The 25584-nt window shown below is 40.0% G+C and carries 21 protein-coding genes; 6 read left to right on the top strand and 15 right to left on the bottom strand.

The window, feature by feature from the left end; translation table 11 throughout:
* The first annotated feature begins 334 nt into the window (after positions 1 to 334).
* Positions 335 to 3403: a lantibiotic dehydratase gene (locus tag GGD38_RS09130; RefSeq protein WP_375298308.1), complete on the top strand. Its 3069-nt coding sequence runs from the start codon at positions 335 to 337 to the stop codon at positions 3401 to 3403.
* Here GGD38_RS09130 and GGD38_RS09135 read toward each other — a convergent pair.
* Together GGD38_RS09135 and GGD38_RS09140 are read right to left on the bottom strand one after the other, a co-directional pair.
* Positions 3392 to 4123, bottom strand: a complete 732-nt coding sequence (locus GGD38_RS09135) for a LytR/AlgR family response regulator transcription factor (RefSeq protein ID WP_375298307.1) — start codon at positions 4121 to 4123, stop codon at positions 3392 to 3394. The two genes, GGD38_RS09130 and GGD38_RS09135, sit on opposite strands and share 12 nt — an antisense overlap.
* A complete protein-coding gene (locus tag GGD38_RS09140) occupies positions 4116 to 5234 on the bottom strand; it encodes a sensor histidine kinase (RefSeq protein ID WP_375298306.1) in 1119 nt (372 codons plus the stop codon). The genes GGD38_RS09135 and GGD38_RS09140 overlap by 8 nt, the downstream gene beginning before the upstream one ends.
* Before the next feature lie 133 nt (positions 5235 to 5367).
* Here GGD38_RS09140 and GGD38_RS09145 point away from each other — a divergent pair, with 133 nt between their 5' ends.
* The 5 genes from GGD38_RS09145 to GGD38_RS09165 all read left to right on the top strand — a co-directional run bounded on the left by GGD38_RS09145 (position 5368) and on the right by GGD38_RS09165 (position 8785).
* Positions 5368 to 5556 carry a hypothetical protein gene (locus tag GGD38_RS09145; protein WP_375298305.1) on the top strand — a complete coding sequence of 63 codons (189 nt, stop codon included), beginning with the start codon at positions 5368 to 5370 and terminating at the stop codon, positions 5554 to 5556.
* A gap of 55 nt (positions 5557 to 5611) precedes the next feature.
* Positions 5612 to 6124, top strand: coding sequence for a UpxY family transcription antiterminator (locus GGD38_RS09150; RefSeq protein WP_375298304.1), 513 nt, complete (start codon positions 5612 to 5614; stop codon positions 6122 to 6124).
* 110 nt (positions 6125 to 6234) lie between these two features.
* A complete protein-coding gene (locus GGD38_RS09155; RefSeq protein ID WP_375298303.1) occupies positions 6235 to 6423 on the top strand; it encodes a hypothetical protein in 189 nt (62 codons plus the stop codon).
* A gap of 279 nt (positions 6424 to 6702) precedes the next feature.
* On the top strand, positions 6703 to 8013 hold the full coding sequence (locus tag GGD38_RS09160) for a condensation domain-containing protein (protein ID WP_375298302.1): 1311 nt from the start codon (positions 6703 to 6705) through the stop codon (positions 8011 to 8013).
* Between the two features lie 58 nt (positions 8014 to 8071).
* Positions 8072 to 8785: a response regulator gene (locus GGD38_RS09165; RefSeq protein WP_375298301.1), complete on the top strand. Its 714-nt coding sequence runs from the start codon at positions 8072 to 8074 to the stop codon at positions 8783 to 8785.
* 59 nt (positions 8786 to 8844) lie between these two features.
* Here the strand turns inward: GGD38_RS09165 and GGD38_RS09170 are convergent, their stop codons facing one another.
* The 13 genes from GGD38_RS09170 to GGD38_RS09230 form a co-directional block, all read right to left on the bottom strand.
* The gene (locus GGD38_RS09170; RefSeq protein ID WP_375298300.1) at positions 8845 to 11286 is read right to left on the bottom strand and encodes a TonB-dependent receptor domain-containing protein; all 2442 of its coding nucleotides are present in this window, start codon (positions 11284 to 11286) and stop codon (positions 8845 to 8847) included.
* A 799-nt stretch (positions 11287 to 12085) separates the two neighbouring features.
* Entirely contained in the window at positions 12086 to 13663 is a 1578-nt protein-coding gene (locus GGD38_RS09175; RefSeq protein WP_375303794.1) for an MBL fold metallo-hydrolase, read from the bottom strand.
* Positions 13664 to 13772: 109 nt separating this feature from the next.
* Entirely contained in the window at positions 13773 to 15824 is a 2052-nt protein-coding gene (locus tag GGD38_RS09180) for an AMP-binding protein (RefSeq protein ID WP_375298298.1), read from the bottom strand.
* 15 nt (positions 15825 to 15839) lie between these two features.
* Positions 15840 to 16574 carry a 4'-phosphopantetheinyl transferase family protein gene (locus GGD38_RS09185; protein ID WP_375298297.1) on the bottom strand — a complete coding sequence of 245 codons (735 nt, stop codon included), beginning with the start codon at positions 16572 to 16574 and terminating at the stop codon, positions 15840 to 15842.
* 3 nt (positions 16575 to 16577) lie between these two features.
* Positions 16578 to 18509 carry a cyclic peptide export ABC transporter gene (locus GGD38_RS09190; protein ID WP_375298296.1) on the bottom strand — a complete coding sequence of 644 codons (1932 nt, stop codon included), beginning with the start codon at positions 18507 to 18509 and terminating at the stop codon, positions 16578 to 16580.
* Positions 18502 to 19647, bottom strand: a complete 1146-nt coding sequence (locus tag GGD38_RS09195) for an acyl-CoA dehydrogenase family protein (RefSeq protein ID WP_375298295.1) — start codon at positions 19645 to 19647, stop codon at positions 18502 to 18504. Before GGD38_RS09195 ends, GGD38_RS09190 begins: the two co-directional genes overlap by 8 nt.
* Positions 19640 to 19897 carry an acyl carrier protein gene (locus GGD38_RS09200; RefSeq protein WP_375298294.1) on the bottom strand — a complete coding sequence of 86 codons (258 nt, stop codon included), beginning with the start codon at positions 19895 to 19897 and terminating at the stop codon, positions 19640 to 19642. Before GGD38_RS09200 ends, GGD38_RS09195 begins: the two co-directional genes overlap by 8 nt.
* 8 nt (positions 19898 to 19905) lie before the next feature.
* Positions 19906 to 20937 (bottom strand): HAD-IIIC family phosphatase, encoded by a 1032-nt coding sequence (locus GGD38_RS09205; protein WP_375298293.1) that lies wholly within the window; start codon positions 20935 to 20937, stop codon positions 19906 to 19908.
* Positions 20938 to 20981: 44 nt separating this feature from the next.
* The gene (locus GGD38_RS09210; protein ID WP_375298292.1) at positions 20982 to 21848 is read right to left on the bottom strand and encodes a 3-hydroxyacyl-CoA dehydrogenase family protein; all 867 of its coding nucleotides are present in this window, start codon (positions 21846 to 21848) and stop codon (positions 20982 to 20984) included.
* A gap of 18 nt (positions 21849 to 21866) precedes the next feature.
* On the bottom strand, positions 21867 to 22709 hold the full coding sequence (locus GGD38_RS09215) for a phytanoyl-CoA dioxygenase family protein (RefSeq protein WP_375298291.1): 843 nt from the start codon (positions 22707 to 22709) through the stop codon (positions 21867 to 21869).
* 47 nt (positions 22710 to 22756) lie between these two features.
* Complete coding sequence (locus tag GGD38_RS09220; protein WP_375298290.1) at positions 22757 to 23803, bottom strand: serine hydrolase domain-containing protein; 1047 nt, start codon at positions 23801 to 23803, stop codon at positions 22757 to 22759.
* Between the two features lie 36 nt (positions 23804 to 23839).
* Positions 23840 to 24814, bottom strand: coding sequence for a TauD/TfdA family dioxygenase (locus tag GGD38_RS09225; protein WP_375298289.1), 975 nt, complete (start codon positions 24812 to 24814; stop codon positions 23840 to 23842).
* Positions 24815 to 24874: 60 nt separating this feature from the next.
* On the bottom strand, positions 24875 to 25582 hold the full coding sequence (locus GGD38_RS09230) for a thioesterase II family protein (protein ID WP_375298288.1): 708 nt from the start codon (positions 25580 to 25582) through the stop codon (positions 24875 to 24877).
* Positions 25583 to 25584: the final 2 nt, after the last annotated feature.

Consider the following 25584-nt stretch of genomic DNA (forward strand, 5'->3'; position numbering starts at 1 on the left):
AATGATCAATATCCCAAAGAAAATCGTTGAATAATTAGACTGCTGTTTTTTCAAAGGAAACAATAAAAGCAAGCACAAATTAATTGCTAAAAGGCAGCCTGTATTTAGTAGTAGCCATAATTTCCATTGCGGGTCTTACTAAAGAGCAGATGGGTATACTTGAGAAGGACCCAATTTTCACGCTTAAGGGCCAAAACTGCGCACTTATTGCCAAAAACGACGCACTTATTGCCATAAATGCACGCTTGCAAAATAAAATAATAACTTTATTTTAGTTCATAATTTTGCATTTATTTTGTACTAACTATAACCATTATACCAAAACGTTGTCCTAATGCAATTTACCTTCCTTCCAACGCTGGTAATGAGGAATCCTATACTCAGTTACCAGGACTATAACGCATTTGATGGGAACCAGTTACTTCAAAGTGATTTTTTTAGAAGCGCCTTATTTATAGCCAACGCAGATTTTTACAATGAATTAGAGAAACACGGATTTGATTACCAGCGTTTAAGTTCAAAACAAAAAAATACAATCAGAAACTATTACAACCGGGCCTGCTTTCGCTCAACCCCATTTGGTGTTTTTTCTTCCATAACGCCGGTGGCATGGAGTAATGAACATGACCAGATACAATTTGGGAACGAAAAATTTACCACACATTTCAAACCCGACTATTTATTAAACCTGAAGCTGTGTAACGATTTGCTTGCAAATGAAGCGTGGGATACAGTAAAATATAAATCGAATATTACACTGTATAAGGTGCATAAGCAATTCAGATATATTAAATATGGTATCGAGCTCAATAACACGAAGCGGTCATTTTCGATTATTTCGCTTTCGAACAATAAGATGATCGCCGAAATTTCTAAGTTTTGCGCCATAGAAAGATCGTTCAATGATATTGTTCAGTATTTAATGGAAAGCACCGGATATGATGAAGAAACAATGACGCAATTTGCCCGGCAGTTAATTACCGAGCAGATTATTTTGCCCCAGCAAGGCGCCAATATCACGGGTAATAGCTGCCTGGAAGATCTTTTGGAATATTTACATCAGCATAACGTCAATTCGCCCAGGTTAAACGTCATTTCAGCATTAATGGAAGAATTGCGTGCCATCAATGTGCACGATATTGGGCAGGTAACAAAGTATAGTCAGCTGCTGGAAGAATTGCTGGAGGGCGGAGAAAAATATAAAAGTGTTTTTTATGTTGTAGCTGAACGGGAAAATGGTGAGGGTGGCTTACAGGCAAAGTACCAACAGATGGTGCTTGACGGACTGCAATGCCTGAATGCGCTGGCGCCTTTTCACAGGAATGAAGAACTGGAAGATTTTAAACATGCATTTATTGAAAAGTTCGAGGAAAGAGAAATTTCCTTACTGGCAGCTTTGGATCCTGAAATAGGCATTGGATACGAGAACAAAGACGATGTTATTTACTGGGAAGATGAATTGTTAAAAGATATTAATTTCAATAACAGCCATGCTGAATCCAGGAAGCATGTAAAATGGACTACCACCCACTCATTATTGCTTAATAAATTCCATTCGCAAAAGAATGGGCTTAACAGAATTGAGCTAACGGAAGCCGATTTGAAGGAAATAAAAGTACACAGTGAAGAGTATAAACTTCCGCCAAGCATGTCGGTGGTTTTCAGATTACATAATGACCAGGTATATATCGAAAATGCGGGTGGGGTATCAGCCACTTCCATAATAGGCAGGTTTACTTCAATTAACGACCAGGTTTTTTCCATGGCAAGAGAAATCGCCGCCAAAGAACAGGAATGTAATACAGAGGTATTATTTGCCGAAATTGCCCATATAGGCGATATGCGCGCCGCGAATATTAATTCAAGAAAACATATACGGCAATACGAAGTGGCGGTAATGGCCACTTCTACCGTAGGTGAAAAGTTTCAGCTGGCTTTACACGATATTTTTGTATCTGTTCGCAATGGACAGATAATACTACGATCAAAAAAGCACAATGCCATTATTGTGCCCCGGCATAGTTCAGCTTTTAATCATCATAACAGTGAATTGTCGGTTTTCCGCTTTTTATGCGATTTGCAATTTCAGGGCCTGAAAACCAATCTTACTTTGGACCTTAGCCACTTTTTTCCTGACCTGAAATTTTATCCCCGGGTAGTATACAAATCGGCCATACTAACTTTGGCTACCTGGCATCTTAACGGCAACGATCTTACTTTTATTAAAAACGAAGCCCGTTCAGATTGGCAGACCCGGTTTCACCGCCTCGCACAGTCAATTCAACTACCGCGCTTTTTTGCCTTGACCCAGCATGATAACCAATTGGTCTTTGACCAGGAAAATGAAGAAGACATCCTGTTGTTTCTTGATACCATCAGGAACTATGACAAGGTAATGTTAACCGAATTTCTGATAAACAATGAAGGAGTGCCAGATGTGGTTGATCACCGCGGGCGGCCTTTGATAGGTCAGTATATTGCTTCTTTATACCAGAACGAACCCGTATACAATTTTCCCGTATACCACGCCTTTAAGGGAAATGAACATACAAGCCGAAGCTTTACACCGGGAACCGAGTGGCTTTATTTTAAAATATATTGTCATCCTGTACTGGCCAATGAGCTGCTGAGGGAAGTTTTGTGGCCTTTGCTTGAAAAGTTCTATAAGAGCAAAGCCGTAGACAAATGGTTTTTCGTGCGGTATTACGATCCCAACCACCACATTCGCTTAAGGGTGCATATGAATGAATTGCTTTCTGATAAACTGATAGCAATCTTCAGTAAAAAACTCCGGACACTTGTAGAAAAACGGAAGATAGAAAAATATTACCTGGATACCTATATACGTGAACTGGAAAGATACGCTCCCGCTTCTATTGTAGATATTGAGTCTTTCTTTTTTGGCAGCAGCCAGCTGATCGTTCATTATATTAACCAATCGGTACAGGATGGAAAACCCTACCCTTACAATCTGGATATTATTATTATATCGATCGAAGAAATACTGAATGCATTTAAGCTTACAGCGCAACAGCGGATCTCGTTATTCCAGAGTTTATATACTGGCTTTTACCAGGAATTCGGGGAAGAGGAAAGCCTTAAAAAAAGCCTTGAAAAGAAATATAATACGCTACGCAACGAAATCAATGGAATATATGAAAAGATGAATACGCTAAAGGCAGGTCTTGATCATGACTATAAAGAGCTGTATAAATATTCCGAAAAAATTGCCGGCAGCGTTAGCAATACTTACGCGGTGAAGGAAAAGTTACTGGAAGGTCTTATTCATATGCACCTCAACAGATTATTTGTGCAAAAAGCGCGTAAGCAGGAACTGATCATTTATTATTTGTTATATAAGCATTACAATTCAATCTATTACCGGGGCCAGTTAGCCAGGTAATCTTTTGGTTTTGATCATTTTTTCGTTCAGTTTATTAAAGAATGCCTCTTTATAACTGACACCCAGAATAACTTCTGCTTTATCCTGCAGGGTAATGGCATTGCCATCGATTGAAAGCATCTTATTCAGGTTTATGATAAACGATTTATGCACTCGCATGAACACGGTTGAAGGCAGGCTTTCTTCCATTTCTTTCATAGTAAGATAGGTAATATACTTACCGCTGGTGCAATAGATGATCACATAATTTTTTAATGATTGAATATACACTACATCCTTGTATTCAATTTTGATCAGTTTGCCTTTCATCTCATACTGAATGTAGAAATGCCCTTCTGTACCTTCCTCTTCAGGGGCATTTTTAATTCCTTTACCATACAGCTTATTGATACATTTCAGGAACCTTTCGTATGAAATAGGCTTAAGAATATAATCAACTGCATTTTTTTCAAATGCCTGCAGGGCATATTTATCATAGGCAGTGGCAAAAACAATATGGGTTTTGTTAGCCAGTAATTCAGATAGTTCAAGGCCCGATAGTTGTGGCATATCGATATCAATAAACGTAATATCGGCATATCCCTTTTGCCTGAAAATTTCCAACGATTCAAGCGGGTTTTCTGATACACCCATCAATTGAAGGCCGGGTGTTGCTTCAATGTGTTTTGCCAGGGCCTGGTGGGCATGAGGCTCATCATCAATTACATAACAGCTAAGCATGACATTCAGATTTTAATTTAATGGTCAAATGTAGATAATAGTCCTGCCCTTCATTGTTGGTAGTAAGTGTATACCTGTCTTTATAGAGGTTGTCCAGTCTTTTGCGAACATTTATTAGGCCAATACCATGGCTGTAGGCTTTATTACGGACCTTTTTCCGGTTCAGGGTGATTAGTTCAACAGATTCTCCATTATAATTCACGATTATTTTACCGGGATAATCTTTATCTGTAAGGTTGCCGTGCTTAAAGAAGTTTTCAATAAAAGGTAATAGGCCAATGGGAATTATTCTTGCGTCACTAAACTCGCCATTAAATTTCACATCAATGGCTAATCGATTGTCAAATCTTATTTGATTAATTTTTATAATATTTTTTATTTGTTCCACTTCTGTTTCCAGGTTTACCATACCATCTGCTTCAGGTTCCTTTAGCGAAAAGTTCATCAGTTCAGAAAGAAGAATTACGGCTTCTGCTGCTTCTCTGGAAACAGATTCTACGTTAGTATATACAAAATTAAGCGTGTTGAAGAGTAAATGGGGGTTTATCTGGGATTGCAGGTAAGCGTTCTGCAATTCAATAATGTTCTTTTCGAGGTTATTTTTATCAACCTGGTTTTGAAGCTGAATTTTTTCGAACAGTAGTATTTTCCGCTGCAGGGTAATGGTCTTTATGGCAAACCAGTATGCCGAGCTAAAGGCTATAAAATAAATTCCCCGCCACATTTGCCTGAGCAGCGTCATGGGATTATTATTCTGAAACCAGATACTGGGATGGGTATAGGCGTTGGGATCCTTTAAAATTCCAGTGAGAATCAACAGGTAAAGGTATATGGCCAGCTCAGCAATAAGCAGGCCGGTGAAAGCAAAGTACCTTTTTTTATTATCATTGAATGAGCTTGATAAAGCTACATGAGCATGAAAGTAGAACAGGCAAATATTGATCAGATACGGGACTACATAATCAGGCAAAATTCCCCGCTGTCCTTTGGCACCCAGTATTATTGCAACAAAAGAAACCTCGTAGAATATAAAGAAGAACCAACCCCCAATATGGTAAAGGACCTGGTTTTTGTTTATCTGAGGTAGTCGAAGGTTTAATGAAAACGGCATTCCTGAAACGTGCTTAAAAATAATGTCATGAAAATAATGAAATATACCGTCGGAAACAATGTCTTGGTGTAATAATTTCAATCAGGCTTGTGTGATGGTCTAAATTAGACTTACAAATTTAAACAAACACATTATGACAAACACAACCACACTTTCGTTCGGCATTCAGGCAACTTCTCTTTTCAAGTATGAAAGAACTACCCGTCAAACAAATAACGGTAAAAGATACGACACTACCGTTACCACTCTTACTTTAACCGGCGGTGGCAAAGTAAATGTAACGGACACCAGAAGAGTGAACGGATTGGCCAATTGGAGATAATAAATTGCTGATAAAAGGTAATATCTTTTTTAATTGTTCGCTTTAAATGTTTTTTATGAAAAAAGGTAATTCAAACTTTAAATGGCATGTTTTATATACCAGGCCAAAATTTGAGAAACAAATTTCTCAGAAAATTGACCAGCTGCAAATCGAGAATTATCTGCCTGTAAGAACCGTATTACGCCGGTGGAGCGACCGAATTAAAAAAATTGAAGAGCCGTTATTTTCAGGGTACGTTTTTGTGAAAAGGGGGGCCATTAAAGGAGTCGACCTTTTACAAATACCCGGTGTGGTAAGATTTGTGTCTACAGGAGGTGTCCCCGACGTTATTTCGGAGGAAGAGATCAGCAAAATAAAACTCCTGGCCTCTGAAGGTAAGGATGTTCAGAAGGAAGATTTTTATTCAGCAGGAGATCATGTTATGGTTACCCGGGGTGTATTTACAGGTATGGAGGGAACATTGATCCGTAGCCTAAATCAGGAGACCCGGTTCCTGGTGCGGCTCCCTTTGCTAAAACAGGCTATATCTGTAGAAATAGCCTCCAGCGATCTTGTAATGATCCATTAAACGTCATGTAAATAATGAAATATACCGCCCGAAACAATGACTTGGTGTAATAAATTCAAACAGGCTTATAAGATGGCCTAAATTAGATTAACATATTTAAACAATACATTATGACACAGACAACCACACTTCCGTTCAGCATTCAGGCAACACCTCTTTTCAAGTATGAAAGAAGTGCCCGTCAAGCAAATAACGGTAAAAGATACGATACTACCGTTACTACTCTTACATTAACCGGGGGTGGCAAAGTGAATGTATCAGACCGAAGAAGAGTGAACGGATCGGCTAACTGGAGATAATTAGTAAAAAGATTTCAATCGGTTACATATCTGCCAGCGGTGCTGTTATAAAAAGTACATTAATTCACTCATATTACCGCTGATGAAACAGAGCAGACCTGCCTGCCAATATCGAGTCCCCGGAAAATATTATCCCGCGTTGATCTTGTTTTTGAATTAATAAAGCCCTGTAGGCTGTATTAGCGAAGCTGTATTCCCAAAAGGATATGGTTAGGGGAAAGTTTACGCATAAGTTATTGCTTAATTGATATTAATATGATTAATTGTGAAACTTACGAAGTGATTCCAGACTTACCACCTGCTGAGTATTATGAAGCTTCTTATGCTCAGAAACTGGTGTACGCAACAAAACAGGATCCTGATGGCGGATCTGGATGTAATATTTCTTTCATCTTACAAATTGAAGGATCCTTACAGGTTGAATTATTAGAGAAGTCGATCGAAGCACTGATCTCACGGCATGAAATATTGCGCACCGCATTTGTTATGCTTAACGGAGAATTAAAGCAGCGGATTCCGCCAACGGGGCCATTTAACATGAGCATCAATCATATTGATATCAGCGATTACGACAACCGCGAGAAAATCACCGATGAAATTATTCAGGAAGAATACATTTTTCCATTCGACCTGCAACGAAGACATTTGGTAAGATTTACCCTGATCAGGGTCTTAAAGTCACGGTTTATTTTCATGTGCTCGATGCACCCGATCATTGCAGATGACCATTCAGTTGAAATTTTAATAAGTGAGCTATTCACTTTTTATAATGCGTGGCAAAATCAATCCGAAAATCCTTTGCAGCCATTACGCATTCAATATAAGGACTTTGCGGCCTGGCAAAATGCCCAACAGCAAAGCAACAACCTTAAAAAGCAGGAGCACTTCTGGTTAAATTATTTGGCCGATAGACCGTTGCCGGTAGCATTTCCGGTCGACTTTCCCGAAAATAAGCTGGTTGTACAGCATGGCAGCATGGTTCGGTTCAACATTGACAGCCAATTAACCCAAAAGCTAAATGATGAAGCTAACTGCCACGATGCTTCCCCGCTAATGGTTATGCTGGCAATTGTTAGTGTTTTATTGAACCGGTATACAGCAGCACAGGATATTATTTTGGGAACCTTTGTTACCACAAGGAAGCATCCTGAACTCGAAAACCAGGTGGGATTATACAATAACCTACTGCCCGTACGCATAAGGATCAATGATGACGTAAAAGAAATGGGGAATATACTGAAACACGTTAGACAGGTAATGCTGCAGGTGCAGGAATATGACCAATACCCCTATAGCATGCTGATCGAAAAACTACCGAATGCAAAAGGGGAAACCCAGTCGCCTTTTATTAACGTATTACTGCAATTACAGTCCTCATTAGAACAGCCTACTGTTCCGGGATTGGAAATCCGGGATTATACGCCCGGTAATATTGCAGCCAATACCAGCTTTATTTTCAATTTCAAACAATGTGGCAATTATATCAAAGCTGCAATTGAGTATGATACCGGCTTATATAAACACGCTACTATTCACCAGATCGCAGAAGATTTCCTTCTTATATGCCGGACACTATCGCCTGATAATTAATTTAAGATCATGTAGATAAACGAGCTGAAAAATATTTTATAAACCTTATACATTTCTTATGTTGCCCAGCCATATCAACCTAGCTATTGTAGATGAAAACACGTTATTCAGAAAAACGTTGAAAAACTATCTCTCAGAGCAAAGAAACATCACTGTAGTTATACAGTCTCCCGACATTCCCGATCTGTTAAAAAAATTAAAAGACTTTAATACCCATATTCTGCTGATGGATCTTTTTTTGCCGCAGATCAATGGCATTGATGCCATAAAAATGATCAAAAGTGAATACCCTGAAATCAAAATTGTACTGCTCACCATGTGTACAGATATGAATTTGCTAAGCGAATTGCTGGATTCAAGCGTTTATGGCATTATTTCAAAAGCCGACGAACCTGAGGAGGTAATTAATGCCATCACTTCAGTTGCTGAACACAGAATTTATCGAAGCAAATTGCTTACTGAAGTGATGTATTGGGGCAAACAACACAGGACACGTAATCACAATGATCGCCGGCACGTTGAATTGAACGATAGAGAAAAAGAGGTACTTCAATTATTATGGGAAGAAAAAAGTAATAGAGAAATTGCCAGTCATTTATTTCTGAGTATTCGTTCTGTTGAAAAGATACGACAGGATATGAAAGAGAAGCTGAATGTTAAATCAACTATTGGCTTATTAAAATATGCCATCAACGAACACATCATTCGCATCAGCCGCCCGTGGCTAAATGGTGCAAACTTCGCAGAAAACGGCAGGCATGTTAAAATATAAAATCCAGACGTAACTGGTGTACCAACCACGTCTGGATCTTTAAAAAATGTTCAGGAATTTTAATTAACTCTTTTTTGTTCGTCCAATAGTTCTGTTTTGCTTTTCCTTTGTTCATTTTTTCCTTTGGCAAATTTATAAGTGAATCCCAGATTTATTCTTCTGTTATCCCAATGGCTTACAACCCCCATATCTATGTTTCCATATTTTGTAGAAGATCTTGACATTTGTAAGTTGAACGGGTCGATGAAGTTTAAACGTATAGTGCCTTTATCTTTTAGTATTTGTTTAGCAAAACCTATTGAAAGATCTCCGCGGGGTGCTATCCGGTATATTCCATTTTCCAACATACGGGACCTGTAAGAACCGGATAATTCAGCTCTGAAACCCTTTCCGAATTTAAATTGCGACGAAAAATTCGCAAGGAAGTTCGATGCATCAATTTTCAATTGTACGTTATTTAATAACCCGCTATAGTAGTTTTTGTAATAGGTGGCATACACATTGACCGACCACCATGGTGTAATGGCTGTGTTATAACTTATAGAAAGGCCAATGGATCTGCTGGTACCGATATTATCTTTTGTTCTGTAGGTTACCTTTGTGGAATCATTTTGTATAAGTATATCATTGATAACCTTATTCGTGTATGTATAGTTGACAGTAGTAAACAGGTGATTGTTATATTGGTGACTGAGCTCAAAATTGTTGGTAATTTGCGGTTGTAAAAAAGGATTTCCCTGGATATAGGTGAATTTATCAAGAAAGCGCTGGAACGGGTTCATGTCCTGATAATTAGGCCGGTTAATACGTCTGCCATAGGAAAATACCAGCTGATTTTTCCTGGACAGATTATAACCCAGGTATAATGTGGGAAATAAACGAGAATAATTGCGAGGATAAGATTTACCTGTTGAAAGCTGCCTGCCAGTTAAATTCGTTAGCTCGTAACGTAAGCCGCCCTGGAAGCTCCATTTTTTTAATTGCTTACTGTAATTTAAATAAACAGCGTTGATGTTTTCCGTGTACCGGAAATGATCTGCTCTGGAAGAATCGGTTATCCATTTTCCGTATGAGTTACTATAAATTTCATAGGGAGCCTGGTTGTCTATTTCCACGAAACTGTTTTTAGCTCCTAATTCGATCTTTGCATTGTTTTTCAGCGGGTGTGTATACTCTGCCCTGAAACTGTAAATAGAAATGTTGGATGGAAGAAAGGCACGCAATAAAAGCGGCGGACTTGACAGCCTGCCATCAATGTCATCAACATAATTGTACGATTGCTGATCACTTGTATTCCTGTAACGAATGTAATCTGCGTCTGCACTGAATTTTCTTCCTGTGCTGTCAATGTTTCTTTCAAAGTTAAGACTCAATCCAACGTTTTTGAATAGATCATTTCTGTGTCCATTGGTATTACCAATTGAATCAAGATTATTTTGGCCATCAAAAATATTAGAATTACTCTCCACGTTTGATTTATTGCTGTTTACAATCCCGGTTACCGCAATACCTATATTTGTTTTTTTGTCGATACTGTAATCAAGACCTACACGCCCGGTATAATTATAGCCAATAAATTTTACGTTGCTGTTTTGAAGAAAAACTGCAGTTCCATTCCCTGCACTATCAAAAAATTTCCGTGTAATATCCACAGTGTTGAAATCCGTCCATCGTGAATAAGAAAAACTTGAGTATAAGTTAATTTTCCGGTTTTTGTAATTAAACGAAAAGCTGTTAGGTAGCCTTGCGTATTTCCCCTGAGAATAAGCAAGATTTACATTGCCATTGAATCCTGTCTGACGGTTCTTCGCCATTTTAAGATTAATAATGCCGGAATTACCTTCTGCATCATATTTGGCAGATGGTTGCGTCATTACCTCAATCTGACTTAACTGGCTTGCCGGAATACCTTTAAGAAGGGTAGCCAGTTCCTGGGCGCTAAGGTAGGTCAGCTTTCCATCTATTAAAATGCTTGTGCCCGGTTTGCCTCTTAGGCTAATATTACCGTCGCGGTCAACGCTTACACCCGGGGTTTTTGCCAGTACTTCGAGCGCATTATTTCCGGCATTCGTAGGTGATGCATTCACATTGACAACCATTTTATCAAGCTTGTTCTCTATCGGGGCCTTTATGCCTTCTACCACTACCGATTCCATGGCTGCTGACTTTCTTTTAAGGATAATGGAACTAATTTCAACCGAACTATCCCCAGAAAATTCAATACCTGATGACAAAAATGGTTCAAAAGATACATACGTTATTTTCAATATATAATTTCCCTTAATTAGCGCCGGAAATTCGAAATAGCCTTTTTTGTCGGAAGAAGCTATGTGCACCAACAACGAATCTTCTGATCTCAGGAGACTCACCGAAGCATTTACCACAGGAACAAATTCATTGTTCTTAACCGTTCCATAGATCCTGCTTTTCAACTGGGCATTCACTTTAATAGTTGCAAAGCTTACCAGCAACACAGCGATAATTTTAGTTATTGTTTTCATGTTTCTGAGTTATTAAAAACCAAATTTCATTTAAACAGCAGCCTGTCGTATCTCATTACCTGTTTCACTACTATCATTAGCCCGATTTAAGAGTAAAAAGATCTCTACGACTAAAAATTCATTGATCATGAATAAGTTAGAAAAACACATTCTCCATTTTTAGGCTGAAAAAGAGGCTCTCAAAACCTGTTTTAAGGGGAATTTTGAATGCAGGAAGGTCATTTTGATGGCAAGGTGAGTTTTTAACCCGCCAGGTTAAACCAGAATTTATTGAGCCGGGAATATATTAACTAACCGGCCCATTTATTCTAACTACGCAATGCGAGAGGGTAAGTGTTGTTTGTACTCAATTGATGCAGGCAGACCGAAACAAATACGATTCTTTATAATAAACAGCCGTGCTGATGATTTAAATGCCTGAAAATCAATTTATTTCTATTAAAGGGAAGCTTATTCAATTGAAAAAATGTAAACTCTTTTTAATTGAAAGAACTTTTGATTGAAAAAAATCCTCATTCTTTTTAATTGAATGTGCATTTGATTGAAAAAACTGTACATTCTTTTTAATTGTATGCGCCCGCAATTGAAAAAACTGTACAATCTTTTTAATTGTTTGGGCTCCCAATTGAAAAAAATCTTCTTCTTTTTCAATTGAAAGAACTTCCAATTGAAAAAATTCCTCATTCTTTTTAATTGAAAGAACCTCCAATTGAACAAACAGTTCCTTCTTTTCAATTCAAAAGACTTGTAATCGAATTATTCCCTCTTTCGTAGAGGCAACTAACAGGCTTTATCAAAATTATTCATATACAATTTCTTTCTCCCCATAAAGCCGTTCAGCACGTATATTTCTTTTCCTGCATTCTTCAATTAACTTATTGGAAGCAATGATGGGATTCGATGCTTCGGTATAGATCAGGCTCATAATATGTTTGAGCCAGGGCTCCTGCCCCATTGCATATACAAATACTTCTTTGGGATGAAACCGGTTTACCAGGTCGATCCCATTTTCATAGTTTGACCCTTTAAGCCGCCGGGAATAATCATATTCCCGTTTTATTGGTTGCATAAGCAACGGCCCATATAACCAGGTAAGTGGGGCGCCATCACATTCCATTCCAAGAAACATTACGTCCACATCACCAATGAGCTTATACACATGCCTGTAAAGGTCAGGAGCAACATTACACGAATCGGCAAAGAACAGCAGTTTACGTTCATCTACATTTACATGATAACATAGTTTGCTCCTGATATTGAGATCTGCATGTTCGCCTATAAACGGCAAGCCTGTAATAGAAACACCGGTTTCGTTAACGGTTTCCAATTCATCCATTTCAATTACATTGTGAAAACCTACCGCATTGAACATCATTTTCAGGCTGGGATCCTGTAGTGAGCCTCCGCCCGAACGGGGTACAATGATCTTTTTGATCTTATGCCGTAACTGTATCATTGTTTCAAAAAGAATATGATCCTGGTGGTTGTGAGTGATCAGTACATAATCTATTGTTTCGGGCAGATCGGAATAAGTAAACCGGTTGGTCTCGTATTTATATCCATAATAACTGATCACAGGATCGGTAAGGATCGTTAGATTTTTTGTTTCAACCAGTATACAGGCATGGCCAAAATAACGGGTCCTTATTCCATCGCCAGTATATTTCTGGTATTGCAAAGGGGGCGTTTCTGTAAAGAAGGTATTGAAAAGCGCTTCATCCTCAGGTTTTATATTCAGCATTTCAGCAGCATATTGAATAGTGTTGGGTTCATACTGCATTCTGAAAAATTCATCTAATGCCTTGCTTTTAAATGGAATTTGCAGGTGCAGTTTTCCTTTTTCGTTTTCAATACGGGGCGTACTCAATACAAACGGGCGCTCGTCCTGCTCAGTGAGGTAAAAAACAATGCTTTGAAGATCTTCCTTGTAATGACTGCTTTTATAAAGCAGCGATTCAAAAAAACGAAAGACCGGCTTGTGATTCAATTCATACCCCAGTTCAACATAGCCCCTGATATTTTCCGGAACCGTTTCATATAATGGTTCAATGCAACTGCCAGTTGCATTTTCCTGTAAAAGCTGATTTACTGATTTAATAGAATCGGCCAGCGCAATGAGGTCGCGATTATCTGACATGGTTTTTTCCTTTAATGCAACCACTTCATTTACGCTCTCTTTTGGAAAATCCATAAAAGGCCCGCCCAACATACGTGGGTCACTTACCGCCATGGAATGGATCTGCGGATTTTCAATATACGAATCCATGATCTTAAGATGACGTTCTTTTATATTCATAGCGGCTGTAGCAGGTGATATAAGATGGGGCCATGCATACCAGTTATCTACAAGAGGCTCGGGCACAAGATTGGGCTTCAAATAAACTTTTTTATTTCCATTCGGTAACATGTAAATAATTTTTAAGAGATTAAATCATATTCAGCATACACTTTTTTAGCAAGGCAACGATCATTCAACGCCCCCGGCATTACCCCGGCTTTACGATTCTAACCTGGCGTATATGATTAAGCAATTTCTTCCTCGCCTTGTCATAAATTTCCTTTCTGTCGTTGGCAGGTTCATCCTCTACAGGATGTTTTAAACAATGAATAAAAGCAGTTAATGACCTTACAGTAGGATACCGGTAAAACTGAGCTTTTTCAATCGCAATGCCCAGGCGGGCTTCCACTTCTACTTTAAATGCTGTTATAGTGAGAGAGGAATAACCGAGATCAAAAAAATTATCCTGCAAGCCTACTCGTTCAAGCCCCAGTAATTCCATACAAATACCGGCGATATCTTTTTCAAGTTGCGTTTCAGCCTGGCGTAGCATACCCGTACCCGGTACACGCACCAGTATATCGGCAAGTTTTTTTAATTCGCTGTCATAAAGACCCTGCTTATATTCCTGGCAAAGTTGATACCTGCGTATTTTGCCACTGGTTGTTTTGGGTATTCGTTTAACCGGAACAATCCGTCCAATTTCCAGTCCAAGTCTTGCACGTATCAATCTTCTCGTGGAATTTACAAGAGGAATAAACCCTTCCATATCACCATTATAAACGACGAAGAAGAATATTTCGTCGCAGGCAAGCTCTTCATTATAAATACCGGCCGATACTACCTGCCTTGATCTTGTCCATTCCAGTTCTTCCAGAACCCTGTCCAGGTCATGCGGATAATAATTTTGACCATGAACAATGATCATTTCCTTCATGCGGCCTGTAATAACCAGGTTGTCTTTATATAAGAAACCGGCATCGCCTGTATTTAGCCAGCCTTCGGCATTTATTATTTTAGCCGATTCAACGGGCAGGTTATAATATGATCTTGTTACAGCCGGGCCTTTTACATGGATGATACCAACCCGGCCTTCTTTCAGCGGAACTCCCTGCTCATCGGTTATACGCACTTCCGTGCCTATCGATTGCCCCACATCTACGAAAGCCACGGCATCTGTATGACCGGGATCTGTGAATTCAACCTGGTCTCCAATATTTTGTTTATTTCGATCTATGGTATACGCTTTTACGGCGGTGTTTTCACAGGTAGCTGTTACTACCAATGTTGCTTCGGCCAGTCCATAAACCGGACGTATAACACCTTCCGCCAGGCCAAATGGCCGCAGGTAATTATTAAAGCGTTCGCACACTGCCGGGGAAATAGGTTCTGCACCATTCAACAATATACGCAATGAAGAAAGCGCTGTAGGAGGCAATGATCGTATCTGTGTATTTTCATTAACATATTTAAAGCCGAAATTGGGTGAACCGCTGACGGTAATACCATGTGCAGCCATCCGCTCAATCCAGATTGCAGGATTTGCCATAAAATTCATCGGCTGCATCAGGTACTGCGGCACATTCAGGTAAAAAGGCAGCATATGGAAGAACACCATACCCAGATCATGTGTAAGCGGCATCCAGCCCAGGAAACGATCGTTACCCGAAAGCTTAAAACAAGCCGCCATATCTGATAAGTTGTTGATGATGGCGCCATGTGTGTTTACCACTCCTTTGGGATTGCCGGTTGATCCGGAAGAGAATTGCAAAAATGCAATATCGTCACTGCTGATGTCGGCTACCTCAGCCATCTGCACTGGCTTAAGATATTCTGACAGCAAAAATATTTTATTGCTCGCTGTTTTCCAGCGGGGCGATCTGTCAACAAAAACCTCCGTTACTTTTTTATAATCGCTGTAATCTGTAATGATAAAAGGATCATTCAGTAATGACCAAATACCGCATATTTTATCAACTCCTGCAATAGTAGTATTGAAAGTGATAGGCACAGGAATGATCTTTCCCAATATACAGGCCCAGAGTACTTTAATGAAATTCATATCTGACTGGAACTGGAAGATCACTTCAGCCCCTTCGCCAATACCTGCACAACGGAAATTATGCAGAATATATCTGGCCTGGTCATACAACTCAGCATAGCTTATCTGTTCTTCCTGCTGGTCATCAGTGATACAGGTAATGGTCGCTTTAACAGGATCATTATAATGATTAGGAAATATGTCAATAAGATTTTGCATAGTAAAACGTTTCTTTTATTGTGCGGCCTTACAAACAGATTGGTCCCGTACACCGGCTCTGCATGACTTGCAGTCGGAACATAATTTTATTTTGCCGGAGAAGTTCTCATTGCACAAAATGATAGAATCTGTATCCATAGGAATATTTGTTGCCAGATGGCATACGCATTGTTCGGATAAAGACAGCTCATTCAAATACCATTTCTCCCCTTCTACCCGTCCTGTTTTTCCATCAATATGTATCGACTTCAAAGGAATGATCAGGCCTTTACCATTTGCTTTTGTAAGGGCCTCTTTCTGTGTCCAAATATGGAAAAAAGCCTTTTGCCTGTTAGAAGAATGCTGCACATGCTGCCATTCACTTTCAAGGAACTGGCTGGCGTATACGTCAAATTCTATATCCTTTATTTCTTCTACATCGATGCCAACCTCGCATACGTCGCTTACTACACACACCACATATTCGCCGGAATGTGAAATATTAAAATAAGGAGCCCCATTTTTTATGTAAGGCCGGTTATAACGAGTATACTCCAGGTCATTCAATGAGCAGGAAGGATAAAATCTGCTAAAGCATAACTGCAGGAGTACTTTCCCGAATAAACAGGACTCCGCATCCTGCCATCTCCTGTATTTATTTATTCTATCACGAATATCTACCGGCATTTGGTTCAACCAATACCGGTATACTTCCTCGTCTGTTTTTTGGCTTGCAGACAAACGTGTATACAATACCATAGTTCTTTTCATAACTTATGCATTGATCTCTTTTTGTTTCATTTCCCGCTGACTGATCTTTCCCATTTCCATTTTATAGATCTTATCTGCCATGTCGAAATACCGGTCGTCATGGGTAATAATGATAAGTATCTTATTCATGCTTTTCATCGCCGGCAACAGGGAACAATAGAAGAAGTGCTTGAATTCAGGGTCCTGGTCGGCTGCACATTCGTCGAATAAGAATATGGGGCGATCTTCAAGATAGCATTGAAGCAAGGCCAGCCGCTTGCTTTGACCGCGCGACAAGCTAATGGTGCTGAATTTATTATTATTGACAGTAACCTTTCCCTGCAGCCGCAATAGCTTTATCAATTCATCCATTTGTGCAGGCGTGCTTTCCTCTTCGGTATATAAAGTCTTGAACAGGTAAAAGTCACTGAAAATAACAGAAAAATATTCACCCAGTTCTTTATCATCCATAGCCCTTCCGTTGATACTGACAGTACCATTGTCGGGACTATATAAACCAGTAAGCAATTTTGCCAATGTTGTTTTACCGCTTCCGTTGCCGCCTACCACAAAAGTTATCTCTCCTGCCCTGGCGCTAAAATTCAGCGGGCCTATACAATATTTCTCTTCATCTTCTATCTCATTCTTGTACTGAAATGATATATTCTGTGCTTCTATAACTTTCACCTCATTGATCTTTCTTGCAGATCTTTTCATTTCTTTTAATGGCCTTTCTAATTCGCCCACCCTGAGTTCTTTAACAGACCTCACAAAATTTTGGATCCTGTTCCATGACACTTTTATACCAACTACATCGGGAATAGATTTAACGATCACATTAAGAGGCCCCCATAAATACAACGCACCGAGGATATATGCTGTCGTAACTTTGGTATCGGTATGAAACAATACCGGAAGAAGAAAACAGGAAATACCGATACTAAAAATAAAGGCCATATCCGAAACCATTACCCGGCTCGCATATTTCCGGTAAGCCCAGTGATTATGCTCATTATAGGCTGTGAATGTTGTTTCCAACTCGTTTTTGTAGTTCCTTCTTTTTATACGGTGAAGGATAAGCTCTTTAAACCCGTTCGTAATACCGAGGATCATTTCAATATATTGCCCACGCATTTCTGCAGCCTGCCTGAAATAACCTGCTGTTATTACGCCCATTGTATAATGCAAAAACAGGATCAGGGCAATTACTGCAAACAGGATCACACAAGCCCATAAATTGATCGTGAGCAGATAGGTGAGCACAATGAGGACCGTTATGGAACTTGTATAAAGACTTACCAGGTTATTACAGAATATGGTGATCCTTCCTACATCGTCATTCAATATCGTCAGCAGATCTCCTTTCTTTAACTTTTCAAATTCCTGGAAGGAAACGGAAAATACCTTTTTTATGACAAGCATATTAAGGTCCTGTATCACGTTTTGCGATACATCCAATACCCTTTCTTTTACGATCTTGCTGGTAACGAGAAAAAGGAAAACACAAAGCACAAAATAAAAGGAGAGATAAGCAGGCTTAACACTGGAACCATTCAAAAAATTAGTGATCAAAAAGATCAACGAAGCGTTGGTAACACTTGGCGCCAAACTGATCACCAGCAGCGTGGTAGCAAAATTGTAATACTTGTTCTTATGCGGAAAAAACCTGCCGCTAATAAATACCAGGTAACTGACCAACAGGGTTGTCATGGCAAGCAGCGCAGGCCCATTACTATGCAGGAGCTCGGCTCCTTCATAAGCAGGCGGCACCAGGTAAACTCCAAGCAGCACCGGGAACAATATAAGCATCCCTTTAAAAAAACTTTTTTGCCAGGGATAATAAATGTATTTCCTGTCGCCACGGCGAATACCTACCAGAATAAAAACAATATACGCGACAGAAAATAGCGCGAGTAAACCTGAGCAGGTATTAAGGATAATTGAGATGTTACTCATGAGCTTTAGTATAATATTTTTTTAATCCGAATTCTGAAATAATCCCCTGTAAAACCTGTGATGAACCTTCGATGATCTCCAGTATCTTGGCTTCACGGAACAAACGTTCAGGAACGTACATATTATAACAGCCGTTTCCTCCATGCAATTGCACGGCATCTGTGGCTATCTGCATAGCGGTTTTGGATGTATGGTATTTTGCAACGATCGTTTCTACTACTGCATCGGGATGATTTTCGCTTCGCATTTGTCCGGCTTTCAGGCAAAGACATCTTGCCGCATGTACATTTACCACTGCCTGGCTGATCATTTGCTGAATTGACTGGAACTTATAGATCTTTTGGCCAAATTGTGTACGCTGTCGTGCATAGGTAGCCATACTTTCCAATGCTTCCTGTGCAATTGCCAACCCGGCCCATGCTATACTGTACCTGCCATAATCCATTGCAGTATTTATGATATGCGAGAGACCAATCCCCTCTTTGCCCAATATGTTCGCGGCAGGTATTCTTGTATTGTTAAATGTGATTTCTGCAACATGGCCAGCTCTGTTCGCCAGCAAGCCCTGCATAGGTGTTGATGTCACCGTTTCATCGCGTTCTACGATAAAGGCTGTAACCTTTTCTTTACACGATGCAATCACAATGAAAAAATCAGCGATATGGCCCAGGCTGATCCATTTTTTCCGGCCAGTGATCGCGTATTCATCTTCGTGATTTATATACGATGTTTTAACGCTTCCGGCATCGCTGCCTGTTTCCGCTTCCGACAAAGCAAAAGCGCCGATCTTTTTTCCACTTGCTATCAATGGCAGCCAGTATGATCTCTGTTCTTCTGTTCCAAACCTAAGAATAGTTTGTCCTACCAATGAGGTATGCACGGTCAATACAGAGCGTGTTGAACAACAGGCTTTGCCAATCTCTTCTGTCATTTGCCCGTAAGCTATTGGATCAAGGCCGAGCCCTCCGTATAGAGGAGGGAAAACAGCCCCAAGGAAACCATGCTCGCCCATTTTGTTGATCAGTGATCGTGGAATGCCATTGTTTTCTTCAAACCGCGTCGTATATGGGCGAATATGCTCCTTTGCAAACAACCTAGCCTCTTCAATTATAGAAGCTGGCGTAACAATATTATTCATGAGCTTGCATCAGTTTACTTTTGACCAGCCTTTCCATGTTTGCTACAGAACTGAAATTAACCAGCTCTATCTCGTTATTTTCAATTTTTATATCAAACTCTATTTCCACAAAATTCAAGAGCTTCATTGCAAACAATGAATTGACAAATCCTAATTGAAAAATATTATCGGTATCGGAAAAAGAAATATCGTCTTCCCATACTACCAGGTTTTCCTGAATAAATTCTCTGATCTTACCGGCAATGTTCATAGTAAATGTTATTTAACGTGATCAATAATCTTTATGTAGGCAGGAACGAATTGCTCATTCATCGTATATTCCATTACCATACAATCATCTTCGTATATGCCTGATTCTTTGAAAGAAGCAAATTTATAAGCGAGGTACATGATCCTGTTCTTACCCGTATCGCGGTAATTGGCGGTCAGCTTTTTGTTTTTCTTACAGGCAAGCGCCGCAAGGTATTGCAGCATCACTGTGCCAATTCCCCTTGACATTACCCTGCAGGAACAAAGGATCATTTCAATGTGTATACGATTGGGTAATAGTTTAAGCAATACCAAACCAATCTTGCCATAACTCCCATATTTGTCTTTCAATTCCCAAACCATCAGCCTGTGCGAATCGCAATTCATATAAGCATGCAATTCCTCGCTTTTGTATGTTTTGCCTGTAGCGCTCAATTGATTTGTTCTAATGGTCAACTCCTCCATCCGGGTCAGATCGGCTTCCGTAGCAGGTGTAATAAGCAGTTCTATATTCAAACCGGCAAGGAATTCCTCTTTAGGACCCTGAAACTCTTTTTCGTCCTGACTACGCCTGAGATCTTCCTGATAAAGATGACGCCGGCGCCGTGCATCTTCGGTAATCACGCCAGGATTGAACCGCTCGTAAGTATGTAACTCAGCATATTCTTTCGCATCAAGACAATACACATCTGTATGTACACTGCTCACTTCATGCCGTTCAAAATCCTGATCATCGATGAAGGCAATGGTATCTATACCGATGTTCAGGTTTTTCTGAATATTCGCTATGGATACGGATTTGGCATTCCAGTGAATTTCCGGGTATAAAAAATACTCGCTGATATTATTTTTTTTCAGCACCTCCATGGCATCCTGATAATTATTCTTACTCGCAATGGAGTTAATAATACCTTTTTCATCAAGCTTCCGGAGTAATTCAGGTATCCCTTGTTTCAACTTCACTTCAGGAGATTCCAGTAAGGTTCCGTCCCAAAGTGTATTGTCAAGATCCCATACAAGGCATTTGACTGTTTTTTTCATATACCTGGTCGTAGTTTTATTTGTTGTTTTCAATTCATTATAGATCAGGAACTGTGCTGCAATTTGTATTCAAAGAACCCACTCCCGCTTTTTCTTCCCAACTTTCCAGCCTCAACCATCGAAGTCAACAAAGGACAGCAACGGAATTTTTGGTCTCCATAACTATCATACAAGATCTTTAAAGAATTAACCACCGTGTCAATGCCAATGAGGTCAGCAGTCTCAAGTGGGCCCATGGCATGGCCGTATCCTTTTTTGAAAATAATATCAATGTCTTTAGGCGTAGAAATTCCCTCCTCAACCAGAAAGGCGGCCTCATTCATGAGCAAATGCGATAACCTGTTTGAAACAAATCCCGGTGCATCCTGTACAATAACCGAGCGGTTGCCAACTGATCTCAGAAAACTTACTGAAGTTTCCAATGTCTCAGCCGAAGTAACAGGGCTTTTGATCACTTCCACGATATCCTTTCCATAGGCAGGATTCATAAAATGCCAACCCACAATTTTTTCCGGCTGCGAATGCAGTGAAGCAATACGCATAATTGGAATGCAACTTGTATTTACCGCATAAATAGCTTCCTTGTTGCCATAGCGGGCCATTTCTATATGCAGCGCTTTTTTCTGTTCCCAGTTTTCGGGTATATTTTCAATCACCAGGTCAATGTTATCAAACCCGGCATAACCGGTGCTGCAGGTGATCCGTTCCAGAACTGAATCATCTGCTTTTACTCCCTGCCGTCGAAACATCCGGGACGCCCTCACTTCCTGCTCCAATTTTCTTTTTGCTATACTCAATGCATGATCGTTGATATCTTTTAAGATCACATCATAACCATACATTGCCATAAGCAGGGCCACCTGTGCGCCCATTGTTCCGGCGCCCACTACCGCGATATTGTTAATTGACATATTAGAAGCTTATTATTTTCAGGAAATGATATTTTTTTCCAACTGATGCTTTTGAAACCATGAGCCTTTTACCGGATTGAGTGGTGTAAAATCACGGTTGCTTAAGAACGAAGGCCGAACCTTTTCGCCTTTCTTCAAGGTATTTTCAGTACTGTTATAAGTAATAATGAATACTCGTCTGTCGTTTGGAGAAAGATTACAATTGGAAGCATGAAATACATTTCCATGGAAGAATAAAGCCGACCCGGCTTTTCCGGTAGCAGACACCATTCCGTTCTTTTTATACCAGTTCGAAAGTATTTTTTGTTCAACCGTATACTCAAGATTAGCGCTGAGGGCAGATAAATAATACTTTTCTTCTTCTTGTTTTTCTATTGAATCTTTTTGCTGAAAATCAGCTATTCCTATCTGGTGCGAGCCTGGTATCATGTATAGCGGACCATTTAAGTCGCTGATATCATCCAGGAAGATCATAACAGATACTACCCTTGGTGCAGGCATACCATCATAAATATGCCAGTAAGGAAAATCCTGGTGCCATTCCCACCAATCGCCCTTGAACGCTTTTTTGATATTGATCTTTGTTTGGTGCACATAGGCATCACTATCCAATATTTTTTTAACAGGTTGCAGTAACCTTTCAAGGCTGCATAATTCCTTGTAAACATCGCTCACTTCGTGCAAACCGTATAAAGAACGTACCTCTCCATTGGTTTCTCTGACAAGCCTTGGAGAATCCTGGGCATATAAAGAAGGTAACTGTTCTTTCATGAGGTCAATTTCTTCGTAAGAAAATAACCCGTCAACCAGCAGGTATCCATGCTGATGATAAAAATCGATACCCTGTTTCTCTATTTTCATATCACTTAGTTTTTAAAAGTTATAGTTATGGTAGATGCAACGATTTTCTATTTGCCTGCCACGATCTTGTCCCTGAGTTCAGGCATCATTTTCAGTCCCTTTTCCGAGTTGGTAAATACAACGATCGCGTCTTTGCGGTCCTCTGATATTTCCATATAACATTCGAAGTAATCGTTTACCCCAAAATGATTGATGACTGGTCCTTCGGGCGTTTGTTTAAGGCCGAACCCGAGCCCCCATGCATCTGCAAATGACGAATACCTGGCAGGTAGGATCACCTGTGGCTTCATTAGTTCCGTCCATGTAATTCGCGATACATCTTTTTTATCCATCACTGCCTTCACGAATTTTACATAATCATGCGCATTGGTATGAAGGCCAGAAGCAACAGAAACACCTTCAGGTTTCCATTTTTTTTGTGATACATATGCTGTATCATGCCCGATAGTTGTTAACGAATCTTCTATACTGGTCCATTTAAAATAGCTATTCGTCATATTCAGGGGAATAAAGATCTCCTGGCGTATAAAGGCTTCAGCGTTCATCCCAGTTAATTTCTTTAGTATTTTCCCAAGATATTCATACCCCTCACCGGAATAGGAAAAGCGTTCTCCGGGAGTAAATTTGATATCAAGCTTTCCATCCTTGTTATTCCAGCGCCAGTTGGGAAATCCGGAAGTATGTGACATCACCATTCGGGCGGTGATGAGTTTATACCTGACGTCATGGCTGATATCAGGATATTCCATGTATTTATACAGGGGAGTATCCAACGCAATTATACCTCTGTCGATCAATCGGGCAAATGCATACGCAAAAACCGGTTTGCTTAAAGAAGCTGCTTCAAACAACGAGTTTGAATCAACCCTGGGGCCATCAATTTTATCTTTCCAGCCAAAGCTTTTATCATATACAATGCGATCATTGTTTACAACAGCAATAGATAGGCCCGGTACATGGTATTGCTGCATTTTTATAGTAATAAAGCTGTCGAGCTCCTTTCCAGAGACAACCGAGCCCTTCACCGTAGTGACCTGGGCTTTTGCAGCAATGGTCCAGGCAATAAATAAAAACAATAACCATTTCTTTTTCATAAAATCATTTTCAAGAATAAATAAATGTCACATCCTTTATTTCATCATAGACACCAGCACTTCTCTTTCGCCGGTAAACGGTTTTCTTCCATGACTTACAAGTTCATTATCTACCAAAATCAATTGTCCTTCCGCCCAGGGTTTAGCTACAATAACTGTATTGATCGTTTCGATAATCTCCTGTACCATGCTATCTTCGATGCGCGTGCCATCACCAAACGTGACAGAGGTTGGAAGCTCTTCATCGGCCCCATACATAGCAGACAATACCTCGTAAACATCGCGGCCAAGATGCGTTGGGTGAAACTGATCGACCTGATTGAACCATACTTTTTCCCCCGTTACAGAATGCCTGATAATGCCTTTGCGATGGTGTTTTAAATTAAGCGTCCCATCTTCTTTCCATTTGAATTCCATAGAAAGGTTTCGGCAATACTCTTCAACTTTTGCAGCATCGTTTGTTTCGAATGTATGTTGCCAGGATGGTCCGAAACCATTTCCGCCATGAAGATTACGGATGTAGGTCAACCCTTTGCTTTCAATGGCATTTATAATTTGTTTATCCATACTCTCCAAAACTTTTCTGCCGTCGGCCAGTGGGGTTTCGCCACCCGTTGCAGCAGCCCGTATGCAGCAGAAGAAAATTCGTGAAGGCCAGTTGGCAGAATAGGAAAGCTCATTATGTTGTGTGATGGTTTGTGCAGGATCATATTCTGTGGAAGTATATACTATATCCGAAAGTTTGGTCCTTGGTGAATTTCCATCTATATAATTGATGAAGCGGTTGCCAATAGCTGCTACTACTGTCTGAAAATCGGTTCGGCTCTTTATGTTGAGCCCGTTGAACGAGATTGCTCCCTGCCGGTAAAGATGCTCATCAATTGCTTTCGTGTTTGAGCTGTAAAACGCAGCAAAATCCTCCACTGACGTTCCTTCGTTAAATTCATACGCAACAGGAAAAGCAAGATCATTTATTTGCTGCAGGCAGGAGGGTGAAATAACTTTTTCCATGATAATAAGTTAATAGGTTGATTAATTAAACCCGGCGACAGTTGTAATAGGGTTTTGAGATTACCAGCTTTTTTGAAGCAACGTGCGGCTGATAATAGCTGTGATCTCGTCTGTATGGTCCTTGATGAAAAAATGCCCGCCCTGAAAAGCATACCTGCGAAAATTACCACGGGCATAATGTTTCCACTGATCAATTTCTTCTTCAATAATGTCTTCTTCTTTCCCGACCAATACAGAAATATTGCAATCTACCGGTGTGATCTTTTCTACATTATAGATCTCGGCTACCCGCAGATCATTACGGATCACAGGAAGAAACAACTGAGTTAATTCAGGTGTATCAAAAAAGTCGTCTGACACGCCGCCAAGTTTGATCAGGTTGGTTCTGAATTGTGGATCTGGTAATTTATGAAGTATCGTTTGCCGCCGGGGAAGATGCGGAGCCCCTTTTCCTGAAATAAATATTTCACCGGGCATTGGCAACCCGGCGGCGCTTATCCTTTTGGTCAATTCGTATACAACAGCTCCACCCATGCTATGACCAAAAAGGGCATAGGAGGTATTGCAAAACTCCGGTGTAAGTTGCTGCATAATATCGTTTACTATTTCATCGATGGATTCAGATAGCGGGTCTGTGATCCTTCTTCCCCTTCCGGCATACTCAAAGGGATGCATCTCGATAAATGGTCCGAGTTGTTTTTTCCAGGGGTTATAAAAAGAAGCCGAACCGCCTGCATATGGAAAACAGAATAATTTTATCCTTGTCATTG

The organism is Niastella sp. OAS944 (assembly GCA_024809215.1).
GTDB lineage: Bacteria > Bacteroidota > Bacteroidia > Chitinophagales > Chitinophagaceae > Niastella.

Coding starts and splice junctions, on each gene's coding strand:
- GGD38_RS09130 (WP_375298308.1), top strand. CDS start 335: ATGCAATTTACCTTCCTTCCAACGCTGGTAATGAGGAATCCTATACTC.
- GGD38_RS09135 (WP_375298307.1), bottom strand. CDS start 4,123: ATGCTTAGCTGTTATGTAATTGATGATGAGCCTCATGCCCACCAGGCC.
- GGD38_RS09140 (WP_375298306.1), bottom strand. CDS start 5,234: ATGCCGTTTTCATTAAACCTTCGACTACCTCAGATAAACAAAAACCAG.
- GGD38_RS09145 (WP_375298305.1), top strand. CDS start 5,368: ATGACAAACACAACCACACTTTCGTTCGGCATTCAGGCAACTTCTCTT.
- GGD38_RS09150 (WP_375298304.1), top strand. CDS start 5,612: ATGAAAAAAGGTAATTCAAACTTTAAATGGCATGTTTTATATACCAGG.
- GGD38_RS09155 (WP_375298303.1), top strand. CDS start 6,235: ATGACACAGACAACCACACTTCCGTTCAGCATTCAGGCAACACCTCTT.
- GGD38_RS09165 (WP_375298301.1), top strand. CDS start 8,072: ATGTTGCCCAGCCATATCAACCTAGCTATTGTAGATGAAAACACGTTA.
- GGD38_RS09170 (WP_375298300.1), bottom strand. CDS start 11,286: ATGAAAACAATAACTAAAATTATCGCTGTGTTGCTGGTAAGCTTTGCA.
- GGD38_RS09180 (WP_375298298.1), bottom strand. CDS start 15,824: ATGCAAAATCTTATTGACATATTTCCTAATCATTATAATGATCCTGTT.
- GGD38_RS09185 (WP_375298297.1), bottom strand. CDS start 16,574: ATGAAAAGAACTATGGTATTGTATACACGTTTGTCTGCAAGCCAAAAA.
- GGD38_RS09190 (WP_375298296.1), bottom strand. CDS start 18,509: ATGAGTAACATCTCAATTATCCTTAATACCTGCTCAGGTTTACTCGCG.
- GGD38_RS09195 (WP_375298295.1), bottom strand. CDS start 19,647: ATGAATAATATTGTTACGCCAGCTTCTATAATTGAAGAGGCTAGGTTG.
- GGD38_RS09200 (WP_375298294.1), bottom strand. CDS start 19,897: ATGAACATTGCCGGTAAGATCAGAGAATTTATTCAGGAAAACCTGGTA.
- GGD38_RS09205 (WP_375298293.1), bottom strand. CDS start 20,937: ATGAAAAAAACAGTCAAATGCCTTGTATGGGATCTTGACAATACACTT.
- GGD38_RS09210 (WP_375298292.1), bottom strand. CDS start 21,848: ATGTCAATTAACAATATCGCGGTAGTGGGCGCCGGAACAATGGGCGCA.
- GGD38_RS09215 (WP_375298291.1), bottom strand. CDS start 22,709: ATGAAAATAGAGAAACAGGGTATCGATTTTTATCATCAGCATGGATAC.
- GGD38_RS09220 (WP_375298290.1), bottom strand. CDS start 23,803: ATGAAAAAGAAATGGTTATTGTTTTTATTTATTGCCTGGACCATTGCT.
- GGD38_RS09225 (WP_375298289.1), bottom strand. CDS start 24,814: ATGGAAAAAGTTATTTCACCCTCCTGCCTGCAGCAAATAAATGATCTT.
- GGD38_RS09230 (WP_375298288.1), bottom strand. CDS start 25,582: ATGACAAGGATAAAATTATTCTGTTTTCCATATGCAGGCGGTTCGGCT.